Raw genomic sequence first — 22,044 nt, forward strand, 5'->3', positions numbered from 1 at the left:
GGCGACCGCCGTCCGGACGTCAGCGACAGGAGAGACAACCATGCGTACTTGTGTGCGACGCGCGCTGCGCACAGCGCTCGTCACGGGCGGCCTCGTGGTCGCCGGGGCCACGATGGCCCACGCCGCCGACGGCGACGTCGTCGACATCTCGATCGGCCAGGACACGTCGGTCGACCTCAACCTGAGCCAGGTGTCGGAGGAGACCAACGACGCCCAGCTCGAGACCCCGCTCGACCTGCCCGAGGTGGACACCCAGGCGGTCGAGACCCTCGTGACCGATGTCGCCGGCGACGGCGGCGTCGTGGACGACGTCCTCGGTGCCGACGAGCCCGAGGAGACCACGACCGACGACCTGTACGACGCGGTCGCGGAGGACGTCCGCCAGACCGTCGAGGACGTCACCGCCGGTGACGTGCCGGCCGTCGTGGACGACGTCGTGGCCGAGGAGGGCGTCGTCGACGACGTGCTCGAGGACGGCGGCGTCGACACCGTCGTCGCGGACGTGGTCGAGGAGACCGGCGCCGTCGACGACGCGCTCGGGACGGGCTCGACCGTGCAGGACACGGTCGACTCCGTGCTCGGTGACGGCGGCGTCGTGGACGACGTCGTCGGGCCCGACGAGCCCGAGGAGGGCACCACGGACGGCCTCGTGGAGGCCGTCGTCGAGGACGTCGACGTCACGCTCGACGACACCCTCGCGGGTGACGTCCCGGCCGTCGTCGACGACGTGCTCGCCGAGGACGGCGTCGTGGACGACGTGCTCGAGGACGGCGGTCTCGACACCGTCGTCTCCGACGTGGTCGACGGCACCGGCACGGTCGACGACCTGCTCGGCACCGACGGGCTCGTCGAGGGCACGGTCGGCGGCGTGATCGGCGAGGACGGCCTCGTGGACGACGTCGTCGGTGCGGACGAGCCCGAGGAGGGCACGTTCGACGAGGTCGTGGAGCACGTGGTCGAGGACGTGCGCCAGATCGTGCAGGACGTGCTCGAGGGTGACCTGCCCGGCGTCGTCGACGGCGTGCTGGCCGAGGACGGCCTGGTCGACGACCTGCTCGAGGACGGTCGCCGCGGCGACGGTCCCGGCGACGGTGACGGCCCGGGTGACGGTGACGGCCCGGGTGACGGTGACGGCCCGGGTGACGGTGACGGTCCGGGTGACGGTGACGGCCCCGGCGACGGCAACGACGGCACCGACGGCAACGACGGCAACGACGGCAACGACGGCACCGACGGCACGGACGGCACGGACGGCACGGACGGTCGTGACGGCACCGGCACCGGCTCGGGCCGCGACGGCGGTCTGACCGGCGGCGTGACCGGCGGCCTCCAGGGCGGCGTCGCGGTCGCGGCGGGTGGTCAGGGGACCCTCGCCTCGACCGGCGCGGACGCCGGCCTGGCCGGCCTCGCGGCGCTGCTCGCGGGCCTGGGCCTGACGCTGCTCGCGCTGCGGCGCCGTTGGGAGCGCGCCGCGGTCGCGACGCCTACGGCGGGCTGACCCCTCCCGGACGGGGACCGACCACCACGGTCGGCCCCCGTCGGGGTGGTGTGGCCGCGGGACACCGCTGGGGGGTGGCCCGCGGTCACTCCTCCCTGCCGGGGGTCGGCCGTCGGCGACAGGGCGCAGGGGGCTCGGTCGTCGGCACAGGCCGGTGCTCGCGGGGGAGGTGGCTCTCTCCGCCACGTCGCAGACCCGCCGTGCCGAGGAGCGCTCCTCGGCACGGCGGGTTGCGCGCGCCCGGCGTCAGGCTGTGGCGTCCTCGGGCTCGGGTGGCGCCGGCTCGACCGAGTACGGTGCCCGACGCCGGAGCGTGGGCAGCGCGGCGACGGCCAGCCCGGCGCAGACCCAGCCGGCCACGACGGTGACGAAGAAGCCGGCGTGCGCGTCCGCGGCGTCGATCCGGGCGCCGCCGAGCCAGGAGCCGACGGACACGCCCACGCCGAGCGCGGTGCTGACCCAGGCGAGGCCTTCCGTGAGCTGCTGCGGCGCCACGAGCGCCTGCACGAGCGCGTTGCCGTTGATGAGGGTCGGCGCGATCGCGAAGCCGGCCGCGAACATGACGGCGGCGAGCGCCACCAGGTTGTCGACCACGAGGAACAGCGAGACGCCCGCGGCGAGCGCGACCGCGCCGATCGCGAACCGGCGCGACAGCGGCGAGACCCAGTGCCGGGCGCCGTAGGCGAACCCCGAGAGCATCGAGCCGAGGGCGAAGCACGCGAGCACGACGCCGGCCGCGCTCTTGGCGCCGGCCTCCTCGGCGAACGCGACGGTCGCGACGTCGCTCGACCCGAACAGCACGCCCATGGCGACGAACACGACGGCGAGCACGGGCATGCCCGGCATGAGGGTCGCGGACCGCGACGCGGCCGGGTCGACCGGCGCACCCGGCGTCGTCAGGCCGACGGGCGGCTCGGTGGCCCGCTGCGCGAGGAACCACAGCGCGCCGAGCCCGCCCGCGACCGTCGCGACGAGCAGGCCGCCCGACGGCGTCCCGCCCGTCGCGAGCACGGTCGCGGCCACGGGGCCCACGATGAAGACGACCTCGTCGAGCGCCGACTCGAGCGAGTACGCGGTGTGCAGGCGCCGCGGGTCCTTGAGCTGGTACGACCACCGAGCGCGCACCATCGAGCCGTAGGAGCCCTGCGCCCCGCCGCCGAGCACCGCGAGCACCCACAGCACCCACTCCGGCGCCCCGAGCACGGCGGCGACGACCAGGCCCAGGAGGCCTACGGTCGTCAGGACGAGCAGGGGCAGCATGACCCGGCGCTGGCCGGCGCGGTCGACGAGCCGCGCGACCTGCGGCGCCACGATCGCCTGCGCCACCACCAGGACCGCCGCCACGCGGCCCGCCATGGCGTACGACCCGTACAGGGTCTGGACCATGAGCACCGTCCCGATGCCGATCATCGACATGGGGAGCCGGGCGACGAGCCCGGCGGCCGAGAAGCGCACGGATCCGGGCGTGCTGAGCACGTCCAGGTAGGGGTTGCGGGTCACCGCAGGATTCTCCCACCCGTGCCCCGGGCGACCGGAAGGCGCCGCCGGTACCGTGACGGACATGACAGGGTTCCCGGACTACGACGTCGTCCGTGACGACGCGAACGGCCGCTACGAGGCGCGCGTGCGTGGCAGGGGCCCGGACGCGGGCCGCGTCATCGGGATGCTGCGGTTCCGGGAGGCGGACGGCGTCGTGGTCATGCCGTCGACCGTGACCGACCCCGCGTTCCGCGGCCACGGCGTCGCGGCGTCGCTCACGCGTGCGGCGCTCGACGACGCGCGCGCGGCAGGCCTGCGCGTCCGTCCGGACTGCTGGTACGTCGACGAGTGGATCGACGCCCACCCCGAGTACGCGGACCTGCGCGCGTCGGCCGGTGGCGCCTGACGTCGCCCCGGGCCACGATGGGCGCATGACCGACACGCGACCGAACGTCACCGTCAAGGACGACCCGGAGCGGCAGGTCTTCCTCGCCGTGCTCGACGACGGCACCGAGGCGGGCGGGGCCCACTACCGCCGCCGGGACGGCGTCGTGACCTTCACCCACACGATCGTGCAGCCCGCGTACGAGGGGCAGGGCATCGGCTCGCGCCTCGCCGCCGGCGCGCTGGAGCAGGTGCGCGACGCCGGCGAGCGGTTCGTGCCGCTGTGCCCGTTCATCCGCGCGTACGTCGAGCGGCACCACGAGTTCGACGACCTGCGCGCCGACGCCGCCTGAGGCCACGGGCCGCACCGACGTCCGGGCGACCCTCCCGACGACCCTCGCGTCGACCTCAGGCGAGGGCGTCGCTCACGAGGTCCTTGGCCGCGGCCTGGACCTCCTCGAGGTGCTCGCGGGACACGAACGACTCGGCGTAGATCTTGTAGACGTCCTCGGTGCCCGACGGGCGGGCCGCGAACCACGCGTCGGCCGTCGTGACCTTGAGGCCGCCGATCTTCGCGCCGTTGCCGGGCGCCTCGGTGAGCGTCGCGGTGATGTCCTGGCCCGCGAGCGTCGTCGACGTCACCTGCTCGGGGGACAGCGCCGCGAGCTTGGCCTTCTCCTCGCGTGTGGCGGCCGCGTCGACCCGCGCGTACCAGGACTCGCCGTGCTCGGCGACGAGCTCGCGGTGGTGCTCCGACGGCGACTTGCCCGTCGTCGCGATGATCTCCGAGGCGAGCAGCGCGAGCAGGATGCCGTCCTTGTCGGTCGACCACACGCCGCCGTCGCGCCGCAGGAACGACGCGCCCGCCGACTCCTCGCCGCCGAACCCGACCTCGCCGCTGAGCAGGCCCGGGACGAACCACTTGAAGCCCACGGGGACCTCGATGAGCCGCCGCCCGAGGCTCTCGGCCACGCGGTCGATGAGCGCGGAGGACACGAGCGTCTTGCCGATCGCGGCGCTCTTGGGCCAGCCCGGGCGGGCGCCGCCGTAGAGGTACCGGATCGCGACCGCGAGGTAGTGGTTCGGGTTCATCAGCCCGGCGTCGGGCGTGACGATGCCGTGCCGGTCGGCGTCGGCGTCGTTGCCGGTCGCGACGTCGAACGGGGCGTTCCCGCCCTCGCCGGTCATGCGCGTCACGAGCGACGCCATCGCGTACGGCGACGAGCAGTCCATGCGGATCTTGCCGTCCCAGTCGAGCGTCATGAACGCCCAGCGGGGGTCGACCTGCGGGTTGACGACGGTGAGGTCGAGGTCGTACCGCTCGCCGATCGCGCCCCAGTACTCGACCGACGCGCCGCCGAGCGGGTCCGCGCCGATGCGCACGCCCGCCGCGCGGATCGCGTCGACGTCGATGACGCGCGGGAGGTCGTCGACGTAGGTCGTGAGGAAGTCGTGGCGGTGCGTCGTCGGCGCCGCGAGCGCGTCCTCGAGCGAGACGCGCTTGACCGACGCGAGACCGCCGGCGCGCAGGATCTCGTTGGCGCGGTCGGCGATCCAGCCGGTCGCGTCCGAGCCGGCCGGCCCGCCGTGCGGCGGGTTGTACTTGAACCCGCCGTCGCGCGGCGGGTTGTGCGACGGCGTGACGACGATCCCGTCCGCCAGGCCCGGGCCCGACGTGCGCACGCCCTCGGCCGTCCCCACCCCGTTGTGCACCAGGATCGACTGCGAGACGGCCGGCGTGGGCGTGAAGGAGTCGCGCGCGTCGACCATGACCGTCACGCCCGCCGCGGCGAGGACCTCGAGCGCGGTCTGCCACGCGGGCAACGACAGCGCGTGCGTGTCGCGGCCGAGGAACAAGGGGCCGTCGGTGCCCTGCGAGGCGCGGTACTCGACGATCGCCTGCGTGATCGCGGCGATGTGCGCCTCGTTGAACGCGGAGTCGAGGCTCGAGCCTCGGTGCCCGGACGTGCCGAACACGACCTGCTGGGCCGGGTCGTCGACGTCGGGCGTCAGGTCGTAGTACGCGCCGACCACCCGGTCGACGTCGATGAGGTCTTCTTCGAGGGCAGGCTGGCCGGCGCGTGCGTGCATGGTCCGATAGTGCCAGTCCGTGCCCGGCCGTGCGCGCGCCGGGCGAGGGGCGTGACGGCCTGCCCGAGCGGACGACGCCGGCGCGGGACGACCGTCAGCCGGCGTCCGTGACCTCCGGGAAGTGCTGGTCCAGGCCGAGCATCACGTGCCGGAGCTCGCGAAGCGGTCCACCTCGCGCTCGGGCAGGCGGTAGATGCGCATGCTCGCCAGCATGAGGTCCGGGGACCCGGGCGTGCAACGGCCACGGTGCTCGACCGGGCCGCGACGCGAGGTCCTCGTAGGCTGGAGGCATGTTCCCGCCCATGCAGCCCGACGTCCCGACGCGCGACGTGCGCGACCTCGACCCGACGGCCCCGCTCCCCGAGGACGCCACGCTGCTCGACGTGCGCGAGCAGGACGAGTGGGACTCCGGCCACGTGCCCGGCGCCGTCCACATCCCGCTAGCCGAGCTGCCCGCGCGCTACGGGGAGCTCGACCCCGACACCGAGATCTACGTCATCTGCCACTCGGGCGGCCGGTCGGCGCAGGCGACGCGCTTCCTCGTCGACGGTCTCGGCTACGACGCGGTCAACCTCGACGGCGGCATGGTCATGTGGCAGCACCGGGGTCTGCCGGTCGAGGCCTGACCGTTCGAGGCCTGAGGCTCAGGCCGCCTCCCCGGCGGTGACCTGCTCCGCCTCGTCCTCGGCCGTGCGGTTCGCGGTCTTGGCGACGACGACGAGCAGCGCCAGCACCCCGAGCGTCACGAGCAGCCCCAGCAGGGTGCCGGCGCCGAGCGCCACGGCGACGTAGCCGGCGAGCGCGGCGAGCGCCGCCCCGCCCGCGTACGGGAGCTGCGTGAGCACGTGCGTGATGACGTTGCAGCTCGCCCCGGTGGCGGACAGGATCGTCGTGTCCGAGATCGGCGACGCGTGGTCGCCCGCCACGGCACCCGCGAGCACGGCGCCGAAGGTGGGCAGGAGCAGCTCGGGCGCGTCGATCGTGTTGATGATGCCGCCCGCGAGCGGCAGCAGGAGCGCGAACGACCCCCACGACGTGCCGGTCGCGAACGCCATCGCCGCGGCGATGACGAAGATGAGCGGCACCAGCCAGGACGGGTCGATGTCGGCGGACTCGACCAGCCAGCCGAGGTACTCGCCCGTGCCGAGCTGCTCGATGAGCCCGCCGAGCATCCACGCGAGCAGCAGGATGCTGACGGCCGGCAGCATCGACCGCACGCCCTCGACCCAGCCGCGCCCGAAGGTCCCCGCGGCGAACCGCGGGTTCGCCGCCGTGTGGCGGAAGTAGTAGAAGAGCGCGCCGGCCAGTCCCAACACGCCGCCCCAGATGAGCGCGAGGCTCGTGTCGGTCTCCGCGAGGATCTCGACGGCGTCCCACCGGCCCGCGGCGTCGTACCCGGACCACACGATGCCGGCGAAGACGCCGAGGACGAGCAGGGCGAACGGCACGACGAGCGCCCGCATCGCGCCGGGCTGGTGCACGGGCAGGTCCTCGGAGAGCCTGCCGGGCAGCTCGGTGTCCTCGTCGTACGGGCGCCCGTGCGCGACGGCGCGCACCTCCTCGCCGCGCATGGGGCGCACGTCGAGCTGGAACACCACGACGAGCCACACCATGACGACGGCCGCGATCGCGTAGTAGTTCGAGGCGGCGGCCCCGAGGAACGCCTGCACGCTGCTCAGCGTGAGGGCCGACGCCGCGACGATCGGCGCGAGCAGGCCCATGATGTACGCGCCCCAGCTCGAGAAGGGCGCGAGCACCGCGACCGGGGCCGACGTCGAGTCGATGACGTAGGCCAGCTTCGCGCGCGACACGCGGTGCCGGTCGGTGACGGGGCGGCTGACCTGCCCGACCGCGAGCGCGTTGAAGTAGTCGTCGATGAAGATGACGATGCCGAGGATCGCGGGCAGCAACTGCGCCCCGCGGCGCGTGCGGATGCGTCGCACTGCCCAGTCGGCGAACGCCTGCGTGCCGCCGGACATCATGATGAACGCGGCGATCACGCCGAGCAGCAGCGTGAAGACCAGGATGAAGACGTACCAGGTGTTGACCGCGCCGGCGTCCCAGAAGATCCCCGCGAACGCGTCCCACACGAGCCGCAGGGTCTCGAGCGGGTCGAACCCCGCGACGAGCAGCGCCGCGGCCAGCACACCCGAGCCGAGGCTCAGCAGCACCTTCCGGGTGATCACGACCAGGGCGATCGCCAGGACGGGCGGGACGAGCGTGAGGATCGGGTAGGACTCGAGCATCAGGGACCTCCGTCGGCGGGTGCCCTGAGAAGGTAGGGGGTCGGGCGGTGCCCGGCAAACCCGCGCACCGCCCGACGCGCCTCGGCGTCAGCCGGCGTCGAAGCGCTCGCCCTCGTCCCCGTGCTCGTCACCCTGGGCCGCGTCGCGTGCCTCGCGCGCCTCCTTGTCCTTCGCCTCGCCGGGGAGCTCGGGCACCTCGGGCAGCGTCGGGTCGTGCGCGAGGAGCTCGCGCGCGAACGCGTTCGGCTCGAGGTGCGACGACGTGCCGGTGTCCTCGGTGGTCATGTGTCGGCCTCCTTCGACGGTGGGCTCCACGGTAGGCACGACGGCGGCACCCACGCACTTTCCTCGCAGTTGTCAGGCCCACGCCCGGGTATACCGCGGCGTGGGCCTGACAACTGCATGGGGTGGGTGGGTGGCGGGGATCAGTGCGCGGCGGCGGCCGCGAAGCGGTCGGTCGCGTTGAGTCGTGCGACCACCGCGTCGTACCGGCCCTCGGCCTCCGCGAAGCGCAGCGGCCGCACGTTCTGCACGAGCACCTCCCGCGCGTCGGGCTGCGCCTCGAGGATCGCGAGGACCTCGTCGACGTACGCGTCGAGCGGCATCGCGACCGGGTTCTCCTCGTGACCGGGCATGAGCGACGTCCGCACCGCGGGCGGGACGATCTCGACGACCTGGACGCCCGCCGGCTCGAGCTGGAGCCGGATGCCCTCGCTGAGGCGGTGGATCGCCGCCTTGGTCGCGTTGTACGTCGGCGTCACGGCGAGCGGCACGTGCGCGAGCCCCGACGAGACGGTGACGACCGCGGCGTCGGGCCGGGTCTGCAGGTGCGCGGTGAAGGCGGCGACGAGCCGGATCGTCCCGAGCAGGTTCGTCACGACGACGCGCTCGGCGGTCGCGAGGAAGTCGGCCGAACGCCAGTCCTCGGCCTCCATGACGCCCGCCATCGCGACGAGCACGTTGAGGTCCGGGTGGCGGTCGAGCACCTCGCGGGCGGCGGCCTCGATGCTCGCGGCGTCGGACACGTCGATGCGGACGGTGTCGATGCCGGGATGCTCGGCGGCGATCTCCGCGAGCCGGTCGGCGCGGCGGCCGCCGACGATCACGGTGCTGCCGAGGGCGTGGAGGCGCAGGGCGAGCTCGAGGCCGATGCCGCTCGTCGCGCCGGGGACGAAGACGGTGCTTGCCGTGAGGTTCATGGCTCCACCGTGCGGCGGCCGGCGCCCGGGCGGGAGAGGAGCGCCCATCGGGGGACCGACGATCCCTGGCTCAGGTCTGGCCGCGCGCCCCCGGCGCGGCGGACGATGGTCGCATGGACAGAGCCGCGCTCGCCGCCTTCCTGCGCGCCCGCCGCGAGGCGCTGCAGCCGTCCGACGTCGGTCTCGCCGCGGGCCCGCGACGCCGCACGTCCGGGCTGCGCCGCGAGGAGGTCGCGGCGCTCGCGGCCATGTCGACCGACTACTACACGCGGCTCGAGCAGCAGCGCGGGCCCCAGCCGAGCGAGCAGATGCTCGCCTCCCTCGCCCGCGCGCTGCGCCTGAGCGACGACGAGCGCGACTACCTGTTCCGCATGGCCGGCCGCGGCACGCCCGACCGCGCCACGCTCACCTCGCACGTCGCCCCCGCGCTGCAGCGCGTGCTCGACCGGCTGCACGACACGCCCGCGCTCGTGCTGTCCTGCCTCGGCGAGCCGCTCGTCGTGAACGACCTCGCGGCGGCGTTGTTCGGCAACACGTCGCGGGTGCACGCCACGGGGTGGGAGCGCAGCGAGTACCACCGCTGGTTCATGGTGCCGGGCGAGCGCGAGCTCTACCCCGAGCAGGACCGCGACCGGCACAGCCGCGGCGTCGTCGCGAGCCTGCGCGCGGCGTACGGCCTGCTCGGAGCCGACTCGCGCGCGGGCGAGCTCGTGCGGCTGCTCCAGGCGGGCAGCGAGGAGTTCGCGTCCCTCTGGGAGCGGCACGAGGTCGCCCGGCGCTTCGAGCGGCACAAGACGCTCGTGCACCCCGTCGTCGGGCAGCAGGAGATGGCTCAGTCCAGGTAGTCGGCGACGAGCTTCTCGGCCAGACCCGTGTACGACGCCGGCGTGAGCTCGGTGAGGCGGCGCGCGACGTCGTCGGGCAGGCCCAGGCCCGCGACGAAGTCGCGCATGCGCGCGGCGTCGACCCGCTGGCCGCGCGTGAGGTCCTTGAGCCGCTCGTACGGGTTCTCCATGCCCTCGACGCCGGCGACCGACGCCGCGCGCATCGCGGACTGGACCGGCTCGCCGAGCACCTCCCAGTTCTCGTCGAGGTCGGCGGCCATGAGGTCGGCGTTGACGGCCAGGGCCTTGAGGCCGCGGCGCACGTTGTCGATCGCGAGCAGCGAGTGGCCGAACGCGGGCCCGACGTTGCGCTGCGTCGTCGAGTCCGTGAGGTCGCGCTGGAGGCGGCTGGTGACCAGCGTGGCCGAGAGCGTGTCCAGGAGCGAGCACGAGATCTCGAGGTTCGCCTCGGCGTTCTCGAACCGGATCGGGTTGACCTTGTGCGGCATGGTCGAGGAGCCGGTCGCGCCCGCGACAGGGATCTGCGTGAAGAACCCGAGCGAGATGTAGGTCCACACGTCGGTCGCGAGGTTGTGCAGGATCCGGTTGAACCGGGCGACGTCGGCGTAGACCTCGGCCTGCCAGTCGTGCGACTCGATCTGCGTGGTCAGCGGGTTCCAGGTGAGCCCGAGGCCCTCGACGAACGCCTTCGACACGGCGGGCCAGTCGACGCCCGGCACCGCGACGGCGTGCGCGCCGTACGTGCCCGTGGCGCCGTTGAGCTTGCCGAGGTACTCGGCGGCCTCGATGCGGCGCAGCTGGCGGCGCAGGCGGTGGGCGAGGACCGCGAGCTCCTTGCCCATCGTGGTCGGCGTGGCCGGCTGGCCGTGCGTCCGGCTGAGCATGGGCACGCCCGCGTGCTCGCGCGCCATGCCGGCGAGCTGGTCGGCGAGCGCCGTCGCGGCGGGCAGCCAGACGTCGCGGACCGCGCCGGCGACCATGAGCGCGTACGAGAGGTTGTTGATGTCCTCCGAGGTGCACGCGAAGTGCACGAGCTCGCTCGCCGCGGGCAGGTTCGTGGTGCCCAGCGCCTCGGGCGCGGCGGCGATGCGACGCTTGATGAAGTACTCGACGGCCTTGACGTCGTGCACCGTCTCGCGCTCGATCGCGGCCAGCTCGGCGATCTCGTCGGCCCCGAACGTCGCGGGGATGCGCCGCAGGTAGGCGATCTCCTCGTCGGTCAGCGTCGGCGCGCCCGGCACGACGGCGCCGTCGGTCACGCCCGGCACACCGTTGCACAGCGTGACCAGCCACTCGACCTCGACGTGGATGCGCGCCCGGTTCAGCGCGGCCTCGCTCAGATGGTCGACGAGCGGCGCCACCGCGGCGCGGTAGCGGCCGTCGAGCGGGCCCAGCGCGATCGGCGGGGTGACGTCGGCGAGGTTGACACGGGTCTGCTGCGCGGGAGAGGTCACGGCGTGCATTCTCCCACGCGGCGAGGCCGCCCCCAGAGGCCGTCCGTGCACAGGCCGGCGTCGCCGCCCGACGGCGGTGCGCGGCGCGTGCCTAGCGTCCGGGCCATGACCTCGCTCGTCCCGCCCGCGCCCGGCCTCGAGCTGCTGCACGCGCGCCACCACCTCGACGCGGCCGACGGCGCGCTGCGCCTCGCGCTCGCCGTGCCGTGGGAGTCGCCCGCGGCGGACGCCTTCCGCGAGGAGGTCGCCGCGCTGCGGCACCTGCTCGGCGACGACCGCGCCGCGCTCGACGACCTCCGCCGGCTCGTGGCGGTCCTGCCGTGAGCGCCGTGAGCGCCGTGAGCGCCGTGAGCGCCGCGGCGCCGCGGGACCCGCGCGACACGCTCGTCGTCGTGGGCGGGCGACCCCTCGACCGGGTCGACGCCGAGGCGGTCGCGCACGCCGCGGGCCGGCTCGACGACGCGTCCGCCGACCTGCGCGCCGCGGCCGCCGGGTGCTCGTCGGCGTCGGCGCGGCTCGAGCACGCGGCGTGGACCGCCGCGGCGGCGCGGCACGCCGCGGGGCTCGCGGCCGACGTCGCTCGGCGGCTCCACGCCCGGTCCGCGGCGTGCGCGCTCACGGCCGAGCGGCTGCTGCGGGCCGCCGGCCTCTACGTGCACGCCGAGTCGCACGCCGAGCGGGCCGTCGGCGCGGTCGTCGCGACGGGGTCGGCCGCGGCGGCGCTCGGGGTCTCGGCCGTCCTGCGGCTCCCGGCGGTCGCCCCCTGGGCGCGGCTCGGGGGCCACCTCGGCGTGTGGCTCGGGGCCGGCGCCGACGCCGCGCGTGGACGCGCTGACGCCGCCCGAGGAGGCGCGGACGGTGCCGGAGCCGGTGCAGGCGCGGGCGTGCCGCCGTCGTGCACGCCGGTGCCGGGCGGGCCGGCGGTGGCAGTGACGCGCGCGATCGCGCCGTACGCGGACGAGGCCGTCGCCGGGGCGGCGTCCGGCGTGGCGGCGGGCTCGCCCCTGCGAGCGCGGTTCGACCTCGCCGTCACGGGCGGCGCGCGCGTGCTGGCCTCGGCGGTTCACGAGCTCCTGCCGCGCACCACGGTGACGGTGCGCGAGACCGCCGGCCTCGCGGGCGGGCGCCCCGCGTGGGCCGGCGCGCCGGCGGGCACGGTGGCCGAGGCGCTCGCCCGGACCGCCGACCTCTACCCGTGGGGGCAGCGGCATCGCGGGGCGCGAGGCGGTCGGGGCGCCGGCGGGGACGCTCGCGGTCGAGCGCGTCGAGCACGCCGACGGCCGCGTCTCGTGGACCGTGCTCGTGCCGGGAACGCAGGGGCTCGTCTCGGTCCGGCACCCGTTCGACGGCGTGACCGACCTGGACCTCGTCGCGCAGGAGGCCTCGGACGTGGCCGCGGCGGTCACGGCCGCGCTCGAGCAGGCGGGCGCCCGGCCCGAGGAACCCGTGGTGCTCGTCGGCCACAGCCTCGGCGGCATCGTCGCGACGGCGCTCGCGGCGTCGCCGGAGTTCCGTGCGGGCCACCGTGTCGGCGGCGTGGTCACCGCCGGCTCCCCGACGGCGGCGTTCGCGACGCCGCCCGGCGTCCCCGTGCTGCACCTGGAGAACGAGGAGGAGCTCGTCTCGCCGCTCGACGGCCGGTCGACCGCCGAGAACCCGGCCACGGCCGACCGGGTGACCGTGGGCCGGGCGCTGCGCGACTCGGTGCACCCGGCCGACGTCGCGGCGTCGGGCGCGGTGGCGGCCGCGCACGCGATGCCGACCCACCTGCGGACGCTCGAGCTCGCGCGCACCTCGGGCAGCGCGCAGGTGGGCGACGTCGTCGGCCGGCTCGAGCGCCTGCTCGGCGGCGAGCGCGGTACGACGCGCTTCTACACCGCCCGGCGCACCCTCGTCGGGGAGGGGCCCGTGGTGCTCGCGCCGGGCGAGGGGCCGGTCAGCCCTTCTTCGGGGCGAACGCTCCGATGATCGCCTGCAGGACCGCGATGATGAGGCCGATCCACACGTACCACCAGAAGCCGCCGTCGACCACGAGCCCGTACTCGCCGAAGAAGTCCTGGGCCGTGAGCCACGTGGTGATCCACAGCATGAACGCGTTGATCACGAGGAAGAACAGCCCGAGCGTGAGGATGAGCAGCGGCAGGGACAGCGCGGCCACGATCGGCTTGACGATCATCGTCACGAGCGAGAACACGGCCGCCACGATGAGCACCGCCAGGATGCGGCCGCCGGTCGAGTCGCCCCCGAGGATCTCGAGGCGGTCGGGCAGGATGAGGGTGGTCAGCCACAGCGCCAGCGCGGTCACGAGGATGCGCACGAGGAGGTTCATGCCTCGCATCCTTCCACCGTGCGGTGCCCGTGGCCCGGGAACGACGCGCGCGGTGGCATCCTGGGGCCGTGCCGAACACGACCTCGCCCGAGAACACCGTCCCCCTGCGCGCCGCCGTCGCCGCGCTGCCCGCGTACGTGCCCGGAGCGCGCGGGTCCGCGGGCAGGGTGTGGAAGCTGTCGTCCAACGAGAACCCGTACTCGCCGCTGCCGTCGGTGCTGTCGGCGATCGTCGAGGCGGCGGGCGAGGTCAACCGCTACCCGGACATGTACGCGACCGAGCTCGTCGGCGCCCTGGCGGGGCACGTCGGCGTCGAGCCGGAGCAGGTCGTCGTCGGCAACGGCTCCGTGGCGGTGCTGCAGCACGTGCTCCAGGCCGTGGTCGAGGCGGGCGACGAGGTCGTGTTCCCCTGGCGCTCGTTCGAGGCGTACCCCATCGCGGTGGCCGTGGCGGGCGGTCGGGCGGTGACCGTGCCGGTCGCCGCGGACGGCCGCCTCGACCTGCCGGCCATGGCGGCCGCGGTGACCGACCGTACGCGCGTCGTGCTGGTGTGCACGCCCAACAACCCGACCGGCCCCGTGGTGCACGCCGAGGAGCTCGACGCGTTCCTCGCGGCGGTGCCGCGCGACGTGCTCGTGGTCCTCGACGAGGCGTACCTCGAGTTCGTCCGCGACCCGCAGGCCCCCGACGGGCTCGCGGTGCTGCGCCGCAACCCCAACGTCGTGCTGCTGCGCACGCTGTCGAAGGCGTACGGGCTGGCCGGCCTGCGCGTCGGCTACGCCGTCGCCGAGCCGCGGCTCGCGGCCGGCATCCGCGCGGTCTCGACGCCGTTCGGCGTCTCGCACGTCGCGCAGCGCGCGGCGATCGCCTCGCTCGCGCCGACCGCGCAGGGCGAGCTGCTCGAGCGGGTCGACGCGCTCGTCGCGGAGCGCGCGCGCGTGACCGACGCGCTGCGCGAGCAGGGGTGGGAGCTGCCCGAGACCCAGGCGAACTTCGTGTGGTTCCCCCTCGGCGAGGCGACGACGGCGCGCGCGGCCGAGGCGACCGCGGCCGGCGTGCTCGTGCGCCCGTTCGCGGGCGACGGCCTGCGCGTGAGCATCGGCGAGGTCGAGGCCAACGACGCGTTCCTCGCGGTCGCGCGCAGCTGGCGCTGACCGCTCGCTCCGGTCACCACCCGCCGCAGGGAGTTCAGAGCGAGCGGAGCGCCTCGGCGATCAGGATGTCGCCGCTGCCGAACCGCACGAACCGGCCGACCGTCGCGGGCTCCCGCAGGGCCTGCGCGGCGACCTGCGCGACGTCGGCGCGCGGCACGCGCCCGCCGCCGCGCGGGACGGTCTCGCCCTCGGGCACGAGGCCGATGCGTCCCGTGGCCGGGTCGTCGGTGAGCGTGCCCGGCCCGAGGACGGTCCAGTCCAGGTCGGTGCCGCGCAGGTGGTCGTCGGCGGCGAGCTTGGCGTCCGCGTACGGGAAGAACGACGAGTCCTCGGGCACGCCGTGGTCCGGCGTCGACCCGATCCACGACACCATGACGTACCGCCGCACCCCGGCCGCCTGCGCGGCGTCCATCGAGCGGATCGCGGCGTCGCGGTCGACGGCGTAGGTGCGGGCCGGGTTGCCGCCGCCCGCGCCCGCGGACCACACCACGGCGTCCGCCCCGTGGAGCACCGTCTCGACGTCCTGCGCCGACGCGTTCTCGACGTCGAGCAGGACGGGGTCGGCGCCGAGGTCGGCCACGCGGTCGATCTGCTCGGGGCGGCGCACGATCCCGACGACCTCGTCACCGGCGTCGGCGAGCAGGGGGACCAGGTGGCGGGCGACCTTGCCGAGCGCACCGATGACGACGACCTTCACGGGGACCTCCTGCGAGCGGGCGGGGACGACGGTTCCTACGGTCGCGCAGCCGCGTCCGCGCCGCCACCGCGTGCCTCGGCGCGCGCGGCGTCGGCGGGCGTGTCGCCCTCGAGGTAGCGCGGGCCGGGGCCGAGCGCGGCGGCGCGGTCGCCGGGGTTCTGCAGCGCGCAGCGCTCGAGCGACAGGCACCCGCAGCCGATGCACGAGTCAAGGTCGTCGCGCAGGCGCTCGAGCTCGGCGATGCGCGCGTCGAGCAGCGGGCGCCACGACGCCGACAGCCGGGTCCAGTCCTGCGCGGTCGGGGTCCGCCGGTCGGGCAGGGTCGCGAGCGCGTCGCGGATCTGGGTGAGCGTGAGGCCGACGCGCGACGCCGTGCGGATGAACGCCACGCGCCGCAGCACGCTGCGCCGGTACCGCCGCTGGTTGCCCGACGTGCGCTCCGAGGCGATGAGCCCGAGCGACTCGTAGTAGCGCAGGCCCGACGGCGCCACGCCGCTGCGGCGCGCGACCTCGCCGATCGTCAGGTGCGGTTCCATGCGCGGCGCGACCTCCGTCGTCGAACCTCTTGACCTCAAGCGTCCTTGAACTTACAGGATCGCGGCATGACGACGACACGCACCGTCCCGCCCGAGGTCCTCGACCTCGTCGCCCGCGTCACGGGCGACGAGAAGCACGACCCCAGCGCACACTCGACGCTCGTCGTCGTGTGGGTGCTCTACGACCAGGTCCTGCGCGTGTCGCCGGACACGGTCGACGACCCGCATCGCGACCGCTTCCTGCTGTCCAAGGGCCACGGCCCCGCGTCGACGTACGCGGTGCTCGCCGCGAAGGGCTTCTTCCCGGCCGCGTGGCTCGACGACGTCGCGTCCTGGTCCTCGCGCCTGGGCCACCACCCCGACCGGACCCTCGTGCCCGGGATCGAGATCGGCAGCGGCTCGCTCGGGCACGGCCTGGCGATCGGCGTCGGGCTCGCGCTCGGCCTGCGCCTGCGGCGCTCGCCCGCGCGCGTCGTCGTGCTCGTGGGCGACGCCGAGCTCGACGAGGGCAGCAACCACGAGGCGATCGCCGTCGCGGGGCGGTTCGGGCTCGGCAACCTCACGTGCGTCGTCGTCGACAACCACAGCGACGGGTACGGCTGGCCCGGCGGGATCGCGGCGCGGTTCGCGGTCGAGGGGTGGGCCGCCGCCGACGTCGCGGCGCGCGACCACGCGGCGCTGCGCGACGCGCTGCTGCGCACCGAGCCGGACCGGCCGAGCGTCGTCGTCGCCGACACGACGGTGGAGGTCGCTCGCGCGGGCACGGAGGTGGCGGCATGAGCATGCGGGACCGGTTCTACGCCGAGCTCGACCCGGTGCTCGAGCGGCACCCCGACGCGGTCGTCGTCCTCGCCGTCATCGGCGCGGCCCAGGCCTCCCGGGCGTCGGCGCGCCACCCGGGGCGCGTCGTCGACGTGGGCATCCGCGAGCAGGCGATGGTCGGCGTCGCGGGCGGGCTCGCGCTCGCCGGGCTGCGCCCGATCGTGCACACGTACGCGCCGTTCCTCGTCGAGCGCGCCTACGAGCAGGTCAAGCTCGACCTCGGCCACCAGGACGTCGGCGCGCTGCTCGTGAGCACCGGCGCGTCTTACGACGCCAGCACCGCCGGCCGCACGCACCAGGCGCCCGCCGACGTCGCGCTCGTCGCCGCGCTGCCCGGCTGGGGCGTGCACGTGCCGGGGCACGCCGACGAGCTCGCCGCCCTCGTGCACCGCGAGGCCGGCGCGACCGGGCGCGCGTACGTGCGCATGTCGGCGCAGCACAACGCGCGGGCGTACCCCGTCGACGGGCGCCTGCACCTCGTGCGGGACGGCGGTGCGGGCTCGCCGCTCGTCGTGGCCGTCGGGCCGATGCTCGACACGGTGCTCGCCGCGGTCGCGGACCTGCCCGTGCGCGTCGCGTACACCGCGACGCCGCACCCGCTCGACACCGAGGGCCTGCGCGCGCTCGCCGGCCCCGTGCCGGCGCTCGCCGTCGTCGAGCCGTACCTCGAGGGCACGAGCGCGCACGCGGTCGCCGCGGCGCTCGCCGACCGGCCGAGCCGGGCGGTGCACGTGGGCGTGCCGCGCGACGCCGAGCTGCGCCGGTACGGCACGCCGCGCGACCACGCGGCCGCGCACGGGCTCGACGCCGCCGGGGTGCGGCGGCGGGTCAAGGAGCTCCTGGGCTGAGGAGCGGTCCACGGGTCGCCCGGGTGAACGCCGGGCGACCCGCGGGTGCCGCGGCGCGGCGCCGGTGACGGTTGCGACGACGGTCGATGAACGGTTCCCGACGGCCGCCACCGGCATGCCGCAAAAGCGGACGAAACGGGCGCGTGTCGTTCCTACGATGACCGAGGCCACCAGGCCGAGAGACCCCGTCCCCGTGCGAGCGGACCACCCCTGTGACCTCAGTCGACACCCCACCCGTGCGCGCCGTGCCCCGCGGCCGGCTCGGCACCCGGCGACGCCGCTCGGCGCTGCTGTGGTTCCTGCTCCTCGCCGGGCCCAACGTCGCCCTGCTGCTCGTGTTCGTGTACAGGCCGCTGCTGCAGAGCCTGTACCTGTCGACGCTGCAGTGGAACCTCGGGTCGCCCGTGGCGCGCTCGATCGGGCTCGGCAACTACGTCGAGTGGTTCACCGCCCCCAGCACCGGGACCGTCGTCACGACGACCGCGGTCTTCACGGTCGCGACCGTGGGTGGGGCGCTGGTGCTCGGGCTCGCGCTCGCGCTGCTGCTCGACCGCAGGCTGCGCGGGCGCGACCTCGCGCGCACCGTCGCGTTCGCGCCCTACGTGCTGTCGGGCTTCGCGGTCGGCATCTTGTGGCTGTTCATGTTCGACCCGCGGTACGGGCTCGTGCAGGAGCTGCTCGGCGCCGTCGGCCTCGCGTCGCCCCAGTGGTACACGGCTCGCCCGTGGCCCCTGGTCATGGTGATCGTCGTCTACCTGTGGAAGAACCTCGGCTACGTCGCGCTCATCTATCTCGCGGGCCTGCAGTCCGTGCCCCAGGACCTCAAGGACGCCGCGGCGCTCGACGGCGCCTCGTCGGCCCGCACGCTGGGCTCGATCGTCCTGCCGCTGCTCACCCCGACGACGTTCTTCCTGCTCGTGACGATGCTGCTGTCGTCGCTGCAGTCCTTCGACATCATCAAGGCGATGACCTCCGGCGGCCCGCTGGGCTCGACGACGACGCTCATGTACTCGATCTACCAGGAGGGCTTCGTCAACGGCCGCGCGGGGTACGCGTCCGCGGTCGCGACCGTCCTGTTCGTGGTGCTGCTCGTCGTCACCGCGGTGCAGATGCGCTTCGTCCAGCGGAAGGTCCACTACGCATGAGCGTCCTCACGCCCCGCCGCCCGGAGCCCGCCGCACCGGACCCGACCACCCCGGGGACGCAGGCGGCCCCGCCGACCGGGGCACCGCCGTCGGGCACGCGCGCGACCCCGACGCCGCGGCGCCGCCGACGCCGGGTGCTCCCCGTGGGCGGCTACCTCGCGCTCGTCCTCGCGACCGTGGTGCTCGGCGCGCCGCTGGTGTGGATGGTGCTCGCGAGCGTCAAGACGCCGGCCGACCTCTACCAGGTCCCGCTGCAGTGGCTGCCGACCGAGGTCACGCTCGACAACTACGCGCAGGCGGCCCGGACGATCCCGCTGGGCCGGCTGCTGCTCAACAGCATCGGGCTGACGGTCGTCGGCGCGGGCCTCAAGGTCGTGCTCGGCCTGTGCTGCGCCTACGCGCTCGTGTTCCTCGACATCCCGTTCAAGAAGGTCGTGTTCGGGCTCGTCATCGCGACGCTCATGATCCCGCCGCAGATCACGATCATCCCCAACTACACGCTGGTCGCGAGCCTGGGCTGGCTCAACACCTACCAGGGGATCCTCGTGCCGGGCCTGGCCAGCGCGTTCGGCACGTTCCTGTTCCGGCAGCACTTCCTCACGCTGCCGCGCTCGGTCCTCGAGGCCGCCGAGCTCGACGGCGCGGGCCACTGGCGCCGGCTGTGGCGGTTCGTCGTGCCCATGAGCACGCCGACGCTCGCGGCCGTCGCGCTCGTGTCCGTCGTGACCGAGTGGAACGACTACCTGTGGCCGTTCCTCGTCGTCGACGACCCGAGCAGGATGACGCTGCCCGTCGGGCTCACGCTCCTGCAGAACGTCGACGGCATGACGAGCTGGGGCGTGCTGCTCGCCGCGACCGTCGTCGTGACGCTGCCCATCCTCGCCGTCTTCCTCGTGCTGCAGCGACGCCTCGTCGCCGGCCTCACCGCGGGGGCCGTCACCGGCTGACCCCGCCCCGCACCGTTACCGCCGTCCCTCCCGCCGCCCGGACCCCGGGCGCCGTCCCTGCACGCCCCGCGCACCGACCCGGTGCACGACCCGAAGGAGCACCCGTGTCCCACCGTCCCGCACGGCGCACGTCCCGCCGCCGGCCGCTCGTCGTGGCGTCCGCGCTCACGGTCGCCGCAGCCCTCACCGCGACCGCCTGCGCCGGGCCGAGCGTCGACGCCCCGGCCTCGGCCGGCGAGCCGACCACCGAGGCGATCGACTGGTCGCAGCTCGAGCCCGCCTCCGAGATCACGTGGTGGAGCAACCACCCCGGCCAGTCGAAGGCCGTCGAGGAGGAGCTCATCGCGCGCTTCGAGGCGGAGCACCCGGAGATCTCGGTCGACCTCGTGACCGCCGGCGCCAACTACGACGAGGTCGCCCAGCGCTTCCAGGCGGCGTCGCAGACCGACCAGCTGCCCGACCTCGTCATCGCGTCGGACGTGTGGTGGTTCCGGTACCACCTCAACGACCAGATCATGCCGCTCGACGACGTCTTCGAGCACCTCGACGCCGACGTGGACGACTTCCAGCCCGCGCTGTACGCCGACTACGAGTACGAGGGCCAGCACTGGGCCGCGCCGTACGCGCGCTCGACGCCGCTGTTCTACTACAACAAGGACCTGTGGCAGGCGGCCGGCCTGCCCGACCGCGGGCCCGAGACGTGGGCCGAGCTCGAGGAGTGGGACGCCGCGCTCGCCGAGCACCTGCCCGAGGGCGGCTCGACGTTCGGCCTCTCGACCGGGCCCTCGTGGGGCGCCTGGTGGTTCGAGAACATGATCTGGGGCCACGGCGGCCAGTACTCGGACGGGTTCGAGCTCACGCTCGACACCGAGGAGGCCGTCGCGGGCGGCCAGTTCCTGCACGACCTGTTCCACTCGTCCGGGATCGCGACCCTGTCGGCCGACGACGCCATGGCGGACTTCTCGTCGGGCCTCATCGCCTCGACGATCGGCTCGACCGGCTCGCTCAAGGGCGCGCTCGACGCCGCCTCGTTCGAGGTCGGCACGGCCTACCTGCCCGACGGCCCCGCGGGCGGCGGCACCCCGACGGGCGGCACCGGCCTGGCCATCCCGTCGTCGAAGACGCCCGAGGAGCAGCTCGCGGCCGCGATGTTCCTCGAGTTCCTCACCAACACCGAGAACACCGCCTACTTCTCGCAGAGCACCGGCTACATGCCCGTGCGCACCTCCGCCGTCGAGAGCGAGACCATGACGGCGACCTACGCCGAGACGCCGCAGTTCCGCACCGCGGTGGACCAGCTCGCCGACAAGGCCCGGCCGCAGGACGACGTGCGCGTGTTCGTGCCGGGCGCCGACGCGCTGCTCAACGACGCCATCGAGCAGATCGTCATCGACGGCACGGACCCGCGGACCGCGTTCGAGTCGATCGCCCCGCAGATCGAGACGGCGCACGCCGAGAACGTGGAGCCGTACCTGTGAGCCTCGGTCCGGCCGTCCCGGCCGGCGGCGGACCCGCCGTCGTCGCGCACCGCGGCAACAGCGCGGTCGCCCCGCAGAACACGCTCGCCGCGCTCGAGGCGGCGTGGCGCGCGGGCGCGGGCAGCATCGAGATCGACGTCCGGCTCACCCGGGACGGCGAGGTCGTCGTCATCCACGACGAGACCGTCGACGCGACGACGTCGGGCACCGGGGCGCTCGCCGACCTCGACCTCGCCGCCGTGCGGGAGCTCGACGCCGGGTCCTGGTTCTCGCCCGCCTACGCGGGCCAGCGGGTCCCGACGTTCGCCGAGGTGGTCGAGCTGCTGCTCGCCCGCCCGGGCGTCGAGCTGCTGCTCGAGGTCAAGGGCGCCTGGACGGCCGAGCAGGTCCGGCGCCTGACGACGCCGCTGCGCGACGCCGGGCTCGCGGACCGGGTCGTGGCGCAGAGCTTCTGGCCGGAGACGGTCGCGGCGCTGCGCGAGGTGGAGCCGGGGCTGCGGCGCGGGCTGCTGGTCGCGGCGCTCGACGACGGGCTGCTGGCCCGGTGCGCCGAGCTGGGCGTCGTGGCGTGCAACCCGCTGGGCACGCTCCTGCTCGAGGACCCGGGGCTGGTCGACCGCCTCCACGACGCGGGCCTCCAGGTCACGGTGTGGACCCTGAACGAGCCGGAGGAGTGGGCGCAGGCGGTGCGGCTCGGCGTGGACGGGATCATCACCGACCGTCCCGACCGGCTGGTCGGCTGGCTTGCCGGCGTGCGCGTGGGGGCCGGCCGTGAAGGGCGTGTGCGCTCCCGGTGGCGTTTGGAGGAAACCTCCAAACGCGGGGGGCGAGCCTTGGGCGGCACACCGGCAGACCGCACCCTCGGGGTGCAACCTACGCTTGCGTAGGCTAC

Annotated in this window: 23 protein-coding genes; 14 read left to right on the plus strand and 9 right to left on the minus strand. The window is 74.7% G+C overall.

The window, feature by feature from the left end:
• Nucleotides 1-40: 40 nt before the first annotated feature.
• Nucleotides 41-1,498: a hypothetical protein gene (locus ISOVA_RS01145; protein WP_013837430.1), complete on the plus strand. Its 1,458-nt coding sequence runs from the start codon at nucleotides 41-43 to the stop codon at nucleotides 1,496-1,498.
• A gap of 246 nt (nucleotides 1,499-1,744) precedes the next feature.
• On the opposite strand, the gene ISOVA_RS01150 is transcribed toward ISOVA_RS01145, so the two are convergent.
• The gene (locus ISOVA_RS01150; protein WP_013837431.1) at nucleotides 1,745-2,998 is read right to left on the minus strand and encodes an MFS transporter; all 1,254 of its coding nucleotides are present in this window, start codon (nucleotides 2,996-2,998) and stop codon (nucleotides 1,745-1,747) included.
• Nucleotides 2,999-3,059: 61 nt separating this feature from the next.
• On the opposite strand from ISOVA_RS01150, the gene ISOVA_RS01155 reads away from it, so the two are divergent.
• A complete protein-coding gene (locus ISOVA_RS01155; protein ID WP_013837432.1) occupies nucleotides 3,060-3,383 on the plus strand; it encodes a GNAT family N-acetyltransferase in 324 nt (107 codons plus the stop codon).
• A gap of 25 nt (nucleotides 3,384-3,408) precedes the next feature.
• A complete protein-coding gene (locus ISOVA_RS01160; RefSeq protein ID WP_013837433.1) occupies nucleotides 3,409-3,714 on the plus strand; it encodes a GNAT family N-acetyltransferase in 306 nt (101 codons plus the stop codon).
• A gap of 55 nt (nucleotides 3,715-3,769) precedes the next feature.
• Here ISOVA_RS01160 and pgm read toward each other — a convergent pair whose 3' ends face one another.
• Complete coding sequence (gene pgm / locus ISOVA_RS01165; RefSeq protein ID WP_013837434.1) at nucleotides 3,770-5,452, minus strand: phosphoglucomutase (alpha-D-glucose-1,6-bisphosphate-dependent); 1,683 nt, start codon at nucleotides 5,450-5,452, stop codon at nucleotides 3,770-3,772.
• Nucleotides 5,453-5,742: 290 nt separating this feature from the next.
• On the opposite strand from pgm, the gene ISOVA_RS01170 reads away from it, so the two are divergent.
• Nucleotides 5,743-6,078, plus strand: a complete 336-nt coding sequence (locus tag ISOVA_RS01170; protein ID WP_013837435.1) for a rhodanese-like domain-containing protein — start codon at nucleotides 5,743-5,745, stop codon at nucleotides 6,076-6,078.
• Between the two features lie 18 nt (nucleotides 6,079-6,096).
• On the opposite strand, the gene ISOVA_RS01175 is transcribed toward ISOVA_RS01170, so the two are convergent.
• From ISOVA_RS01175 to ISOVA_RS01185, 3 genes are all read right to left on the minus strand, one after another.
• Nucleotides 6,097-7,698, minus strand: coding sequence for a Na+/H+ antiporter NhaC family protein (locus tag ISOVA_RS01175; protein WP_013837436.1), 1,602 nt, complete (start codon nucleotides 7,696-7,698; stop codon nucleotides 6,097-6,099).
• Between the two features lie 87 nt (nucleotides 7,699-7,785).
• Nucleotides 7,786-7,983, minus strand: a complete 198-nt coding sequence (locus ISOVA_RS01180) for a hypothetical protein (RefSeq protein WP_013837437.1) — start codon at nucleotides 7,981-7,983, stop codon at nucleotides 7,786-7,788.
• A gap of 140 nt (nucleotides 7,984-8,123) precedes the next feature.
• Entirely contained in the window at nucleotides 8,124-8,897 is a 774-nt protein-coding gene (locus ISOVA_RS01185) for an SDR family oxidoreductase (protein WP_013837438.1), read from the minus strand.
• A gap of 113 nt (nucleotides 8,898-9,010) precedes the next feature.
• Between ISOVA_RS01185 and ISOVA_RS01190 the strand changes: the two genes are divergently transcribed.
• Complete coding sequence (locus ISOVA_RS01190; RefSeq protein ID WP_013837439.1) at nucleotides 9,011-9,742, plus strand: helix-turn-helix transcriptional regulator; 732 nt, start codon at nucleotides 9,011-9,013, stop codon at nucleotides 9,740-9,742.
• Here the strand turns inward: ISOVA_RS01190 and purB are convergent.
• A complete protein-coding gene (gene purB, locus ISOVA_RS01195) occupies nucleotides 9,730-11,205 on the minus strand; it encodes an adenylosuccinate lyase (RefSeq protein WP_041294730.1) in 1,476 nt (491 codons plus the stop codon). The genes ISOVA_RS01190 and purB overlap by 13 nt on opposite strands.
• Before the next feature lie 96 nt (nucleotides 11,206-11,301).
• Between purB and ISOVA_RS01200 the strand changes: the two genes are divergently transcribed.
• Together ISOVA_RS01200 and ISOVA_RS01210 are read left to right on the plus strand one after the other, a co-directional pair.
• Nucleotides 11,302-11,520 carry a hypothetical protein gene (locus tag ISOVA_RS01200; protein ID WP_041294731.1) on the plus strand — a complete coding sequence of 73 codons (219 nt, stop codon included), beginning with the start codon at nucleotides 11,302-11,304 and terminating at the stop codon, nucleotides 11,518-11,520.
• A 978-nt stretch (nucleotides 11,521-12,498) separates the two neighbouring features.
• The gene (locus ISOVA_RS01210; RefSeq protein WP_186004559.1) at nucleotides 12,499-13,164 is read left to right on the plus strand and encodes an alpha/beta hydrolase; all 666 of its coding nucleotides are present in this window, start codon (nucleotides 12,499-12,501) and stop codon (nucleotides 13,162-13,164) included.
• Here ISOVA_RS01210 and ISOVA_RS01215 read toward each other — a convergent pair.
• Nucleotides 13,133-13,525: a phage holin family protein gene (locus ISOVA_RS01215; protein ID WP_013837442.1), complete on the minus strand. Its 393-nt coding sequence runs from the start codon at nucleotides 13,523-13,525 to the stop codon at nucleotides 13,133-13,135. The two genes, ISOVA_RS01210 and ISOVA_RS01215, sit on opposite strands and share 32 nt — an antisense overlap.
• 68 nt (nucleotides 13,526-13,593) lie before the next feature.
• On the opposite strand from ISOVA_RS01215, the gene hisC reads away from it, so the two are divergent.
• On the plus strand, nucleotides 13,594-14,679 hold the full coding sequence (gene hisC / locus ISOVA_RS01220; RefSeq protein WP_013837443.1) for a histidinol-phosphate transaminase: 1,086 nt from the start codon (nucleotides 13,594-13,596) through the stop codon (nucleotides 14,677-14,679).
• Nucleotides 14,680-14,713: 34 nt separating this feature from the next.
• Here the strand turns inward: hisC and ISOVA_RS01225 are convergent, their stop codons facing one another.
• Together ISOVA_RS01225 and soxR are read right to left on the minus strand one after the other, a co-directional pair.
• Nucleotides 14,714-15,376: an SDR family oxidoreductase gene (locus tag ISOVA_RS01225; protein WP_013837444.1), complete on the minus strand. Its 663-nt coding sequence runs from the start codon at nucleotides 15,374-15,376 to the stop codon at nucleotides 14,714-14,716.
• 35 nt (nucleotides 15,377-15,411) lie between these two features.
• On the minus strand, nucleotides 15,412-15,912 hold the full coding sequence (gene soxR / locus ISOVA_RS01230) for a redox-sensitive transcriptional activator SoxR (protein WP_013837445.1): 501 nt from the start codon (nucleotides 15,910-15,912) through the stop codon (nucleotides 15,412-15,414).
• A gap of 66 nt (nucleotides 15,913-15,978) precedes the next feature.
• On the opposite strand from soxR, the gene ISOVA_RS01235 reads away from it, so the two are divergent.
• The 6 genes from ISOVA_RS01235 to ISOVA_RS01260 all read left to right on the plus strand — a co-directional run bounded on the left by ISOVA_RS01235 (nucleotide 15,979) and on the right by ISOVA_RS01260 (nucleotide 22,039).
• Complete coding sequence (locus tag ISOVA_RS01235; RefSeq protein WP_013837446.1) at nucleotides 15,979-16,692, plus strand: thiamine pyrophosphate-dependent enzyme; 714 nt, start codon at nucleotides 15,979-15,981, stop codon at nucleotides 16,690-16,692.
• Nucleotides 16,689-17,582, plus strand: coding sequence for a transketolase family protein (locus ISOVA_RS01240; protein ID WP_013837447.1), 894 nt, complete (start codon nucleotides 16,689-16,691; stop codon nucleotides 17,580-17,582). Before ISOVA_RS01235 ends, ISOVA_RS01240 begins: the two co-directional genes overlap by 4 nt.
• A 212-nt stretch (nucleotides 17,583-17,794) precedes the next feature.
• Nucleotides 17,795-18,727 carry a carbohydrate ABC transporter permease gene (locus tag ISOVA_RS01245; RefSeq protein ID WP_013837448.1) on the plus strand — a complete coding sequence of 311 codons (933 nt, stop codon included), beginning with the start codon at nucleotides 17,795-17,797 and terminating at the stop codon, nucleotides 18,725-18,727.
• Entirely contained in the window at nucleotides 18,724-19,674 is a 951-nt protein-coding gene (locus ISOVA_RS01250; RefSeq protein ID WP_013837449.1) for a carbohydrate ABC transporter permease, read from the plus strand. The genes ISOVA_RS01245 and ISOVA_RS01250 overlap by 4 nt, the downstream gene beginning before the upstream one ends.
• Before the next feature lie 104 nt (nucleotides 19,675-19,778).
• Nucleotides 19,779-21,152 (plus strand): ABC transporter substrate-binding protein, encoded by a 1,374-nt coding sequence (locus ISOVA_RS01255; protein ID WP_013837450.1) that lies wholly within the window; start codon nucleotides 19,779-19,781, stop codon nucleotides 21,150-21,152.
• Complete coding sequence (locus ISOVA_RS01260) at nucleotides 21,149-22,039, plus strand: glycerophosphodiester phosphodiesterase (RefSeq protein ID WP_013837451.1); 891 nt, start codon at nucleotides 21,149-21,151, stop codon at nucleotides 22,037-22,039. Before ISOVA_RS01255 ends, ISOVA_RS01260 begins: the two co-directional genes overlap by 4 nt.
• The last annotated feature ends 5 nt before the right edge of the window (nucleotides 22,040-22,044 follow it).

It is taken from the genome of Isoptericola variabilis 225, from assembly GCF_000215105.1.
In the GTDB taxonomy this organism is placed as follows: Bacteria; Actinomycetota; Actinomycetes; order Actinomycetales; family Cellulomonadaceae; genus Isoptericola; species Isoptericola variabilis_A.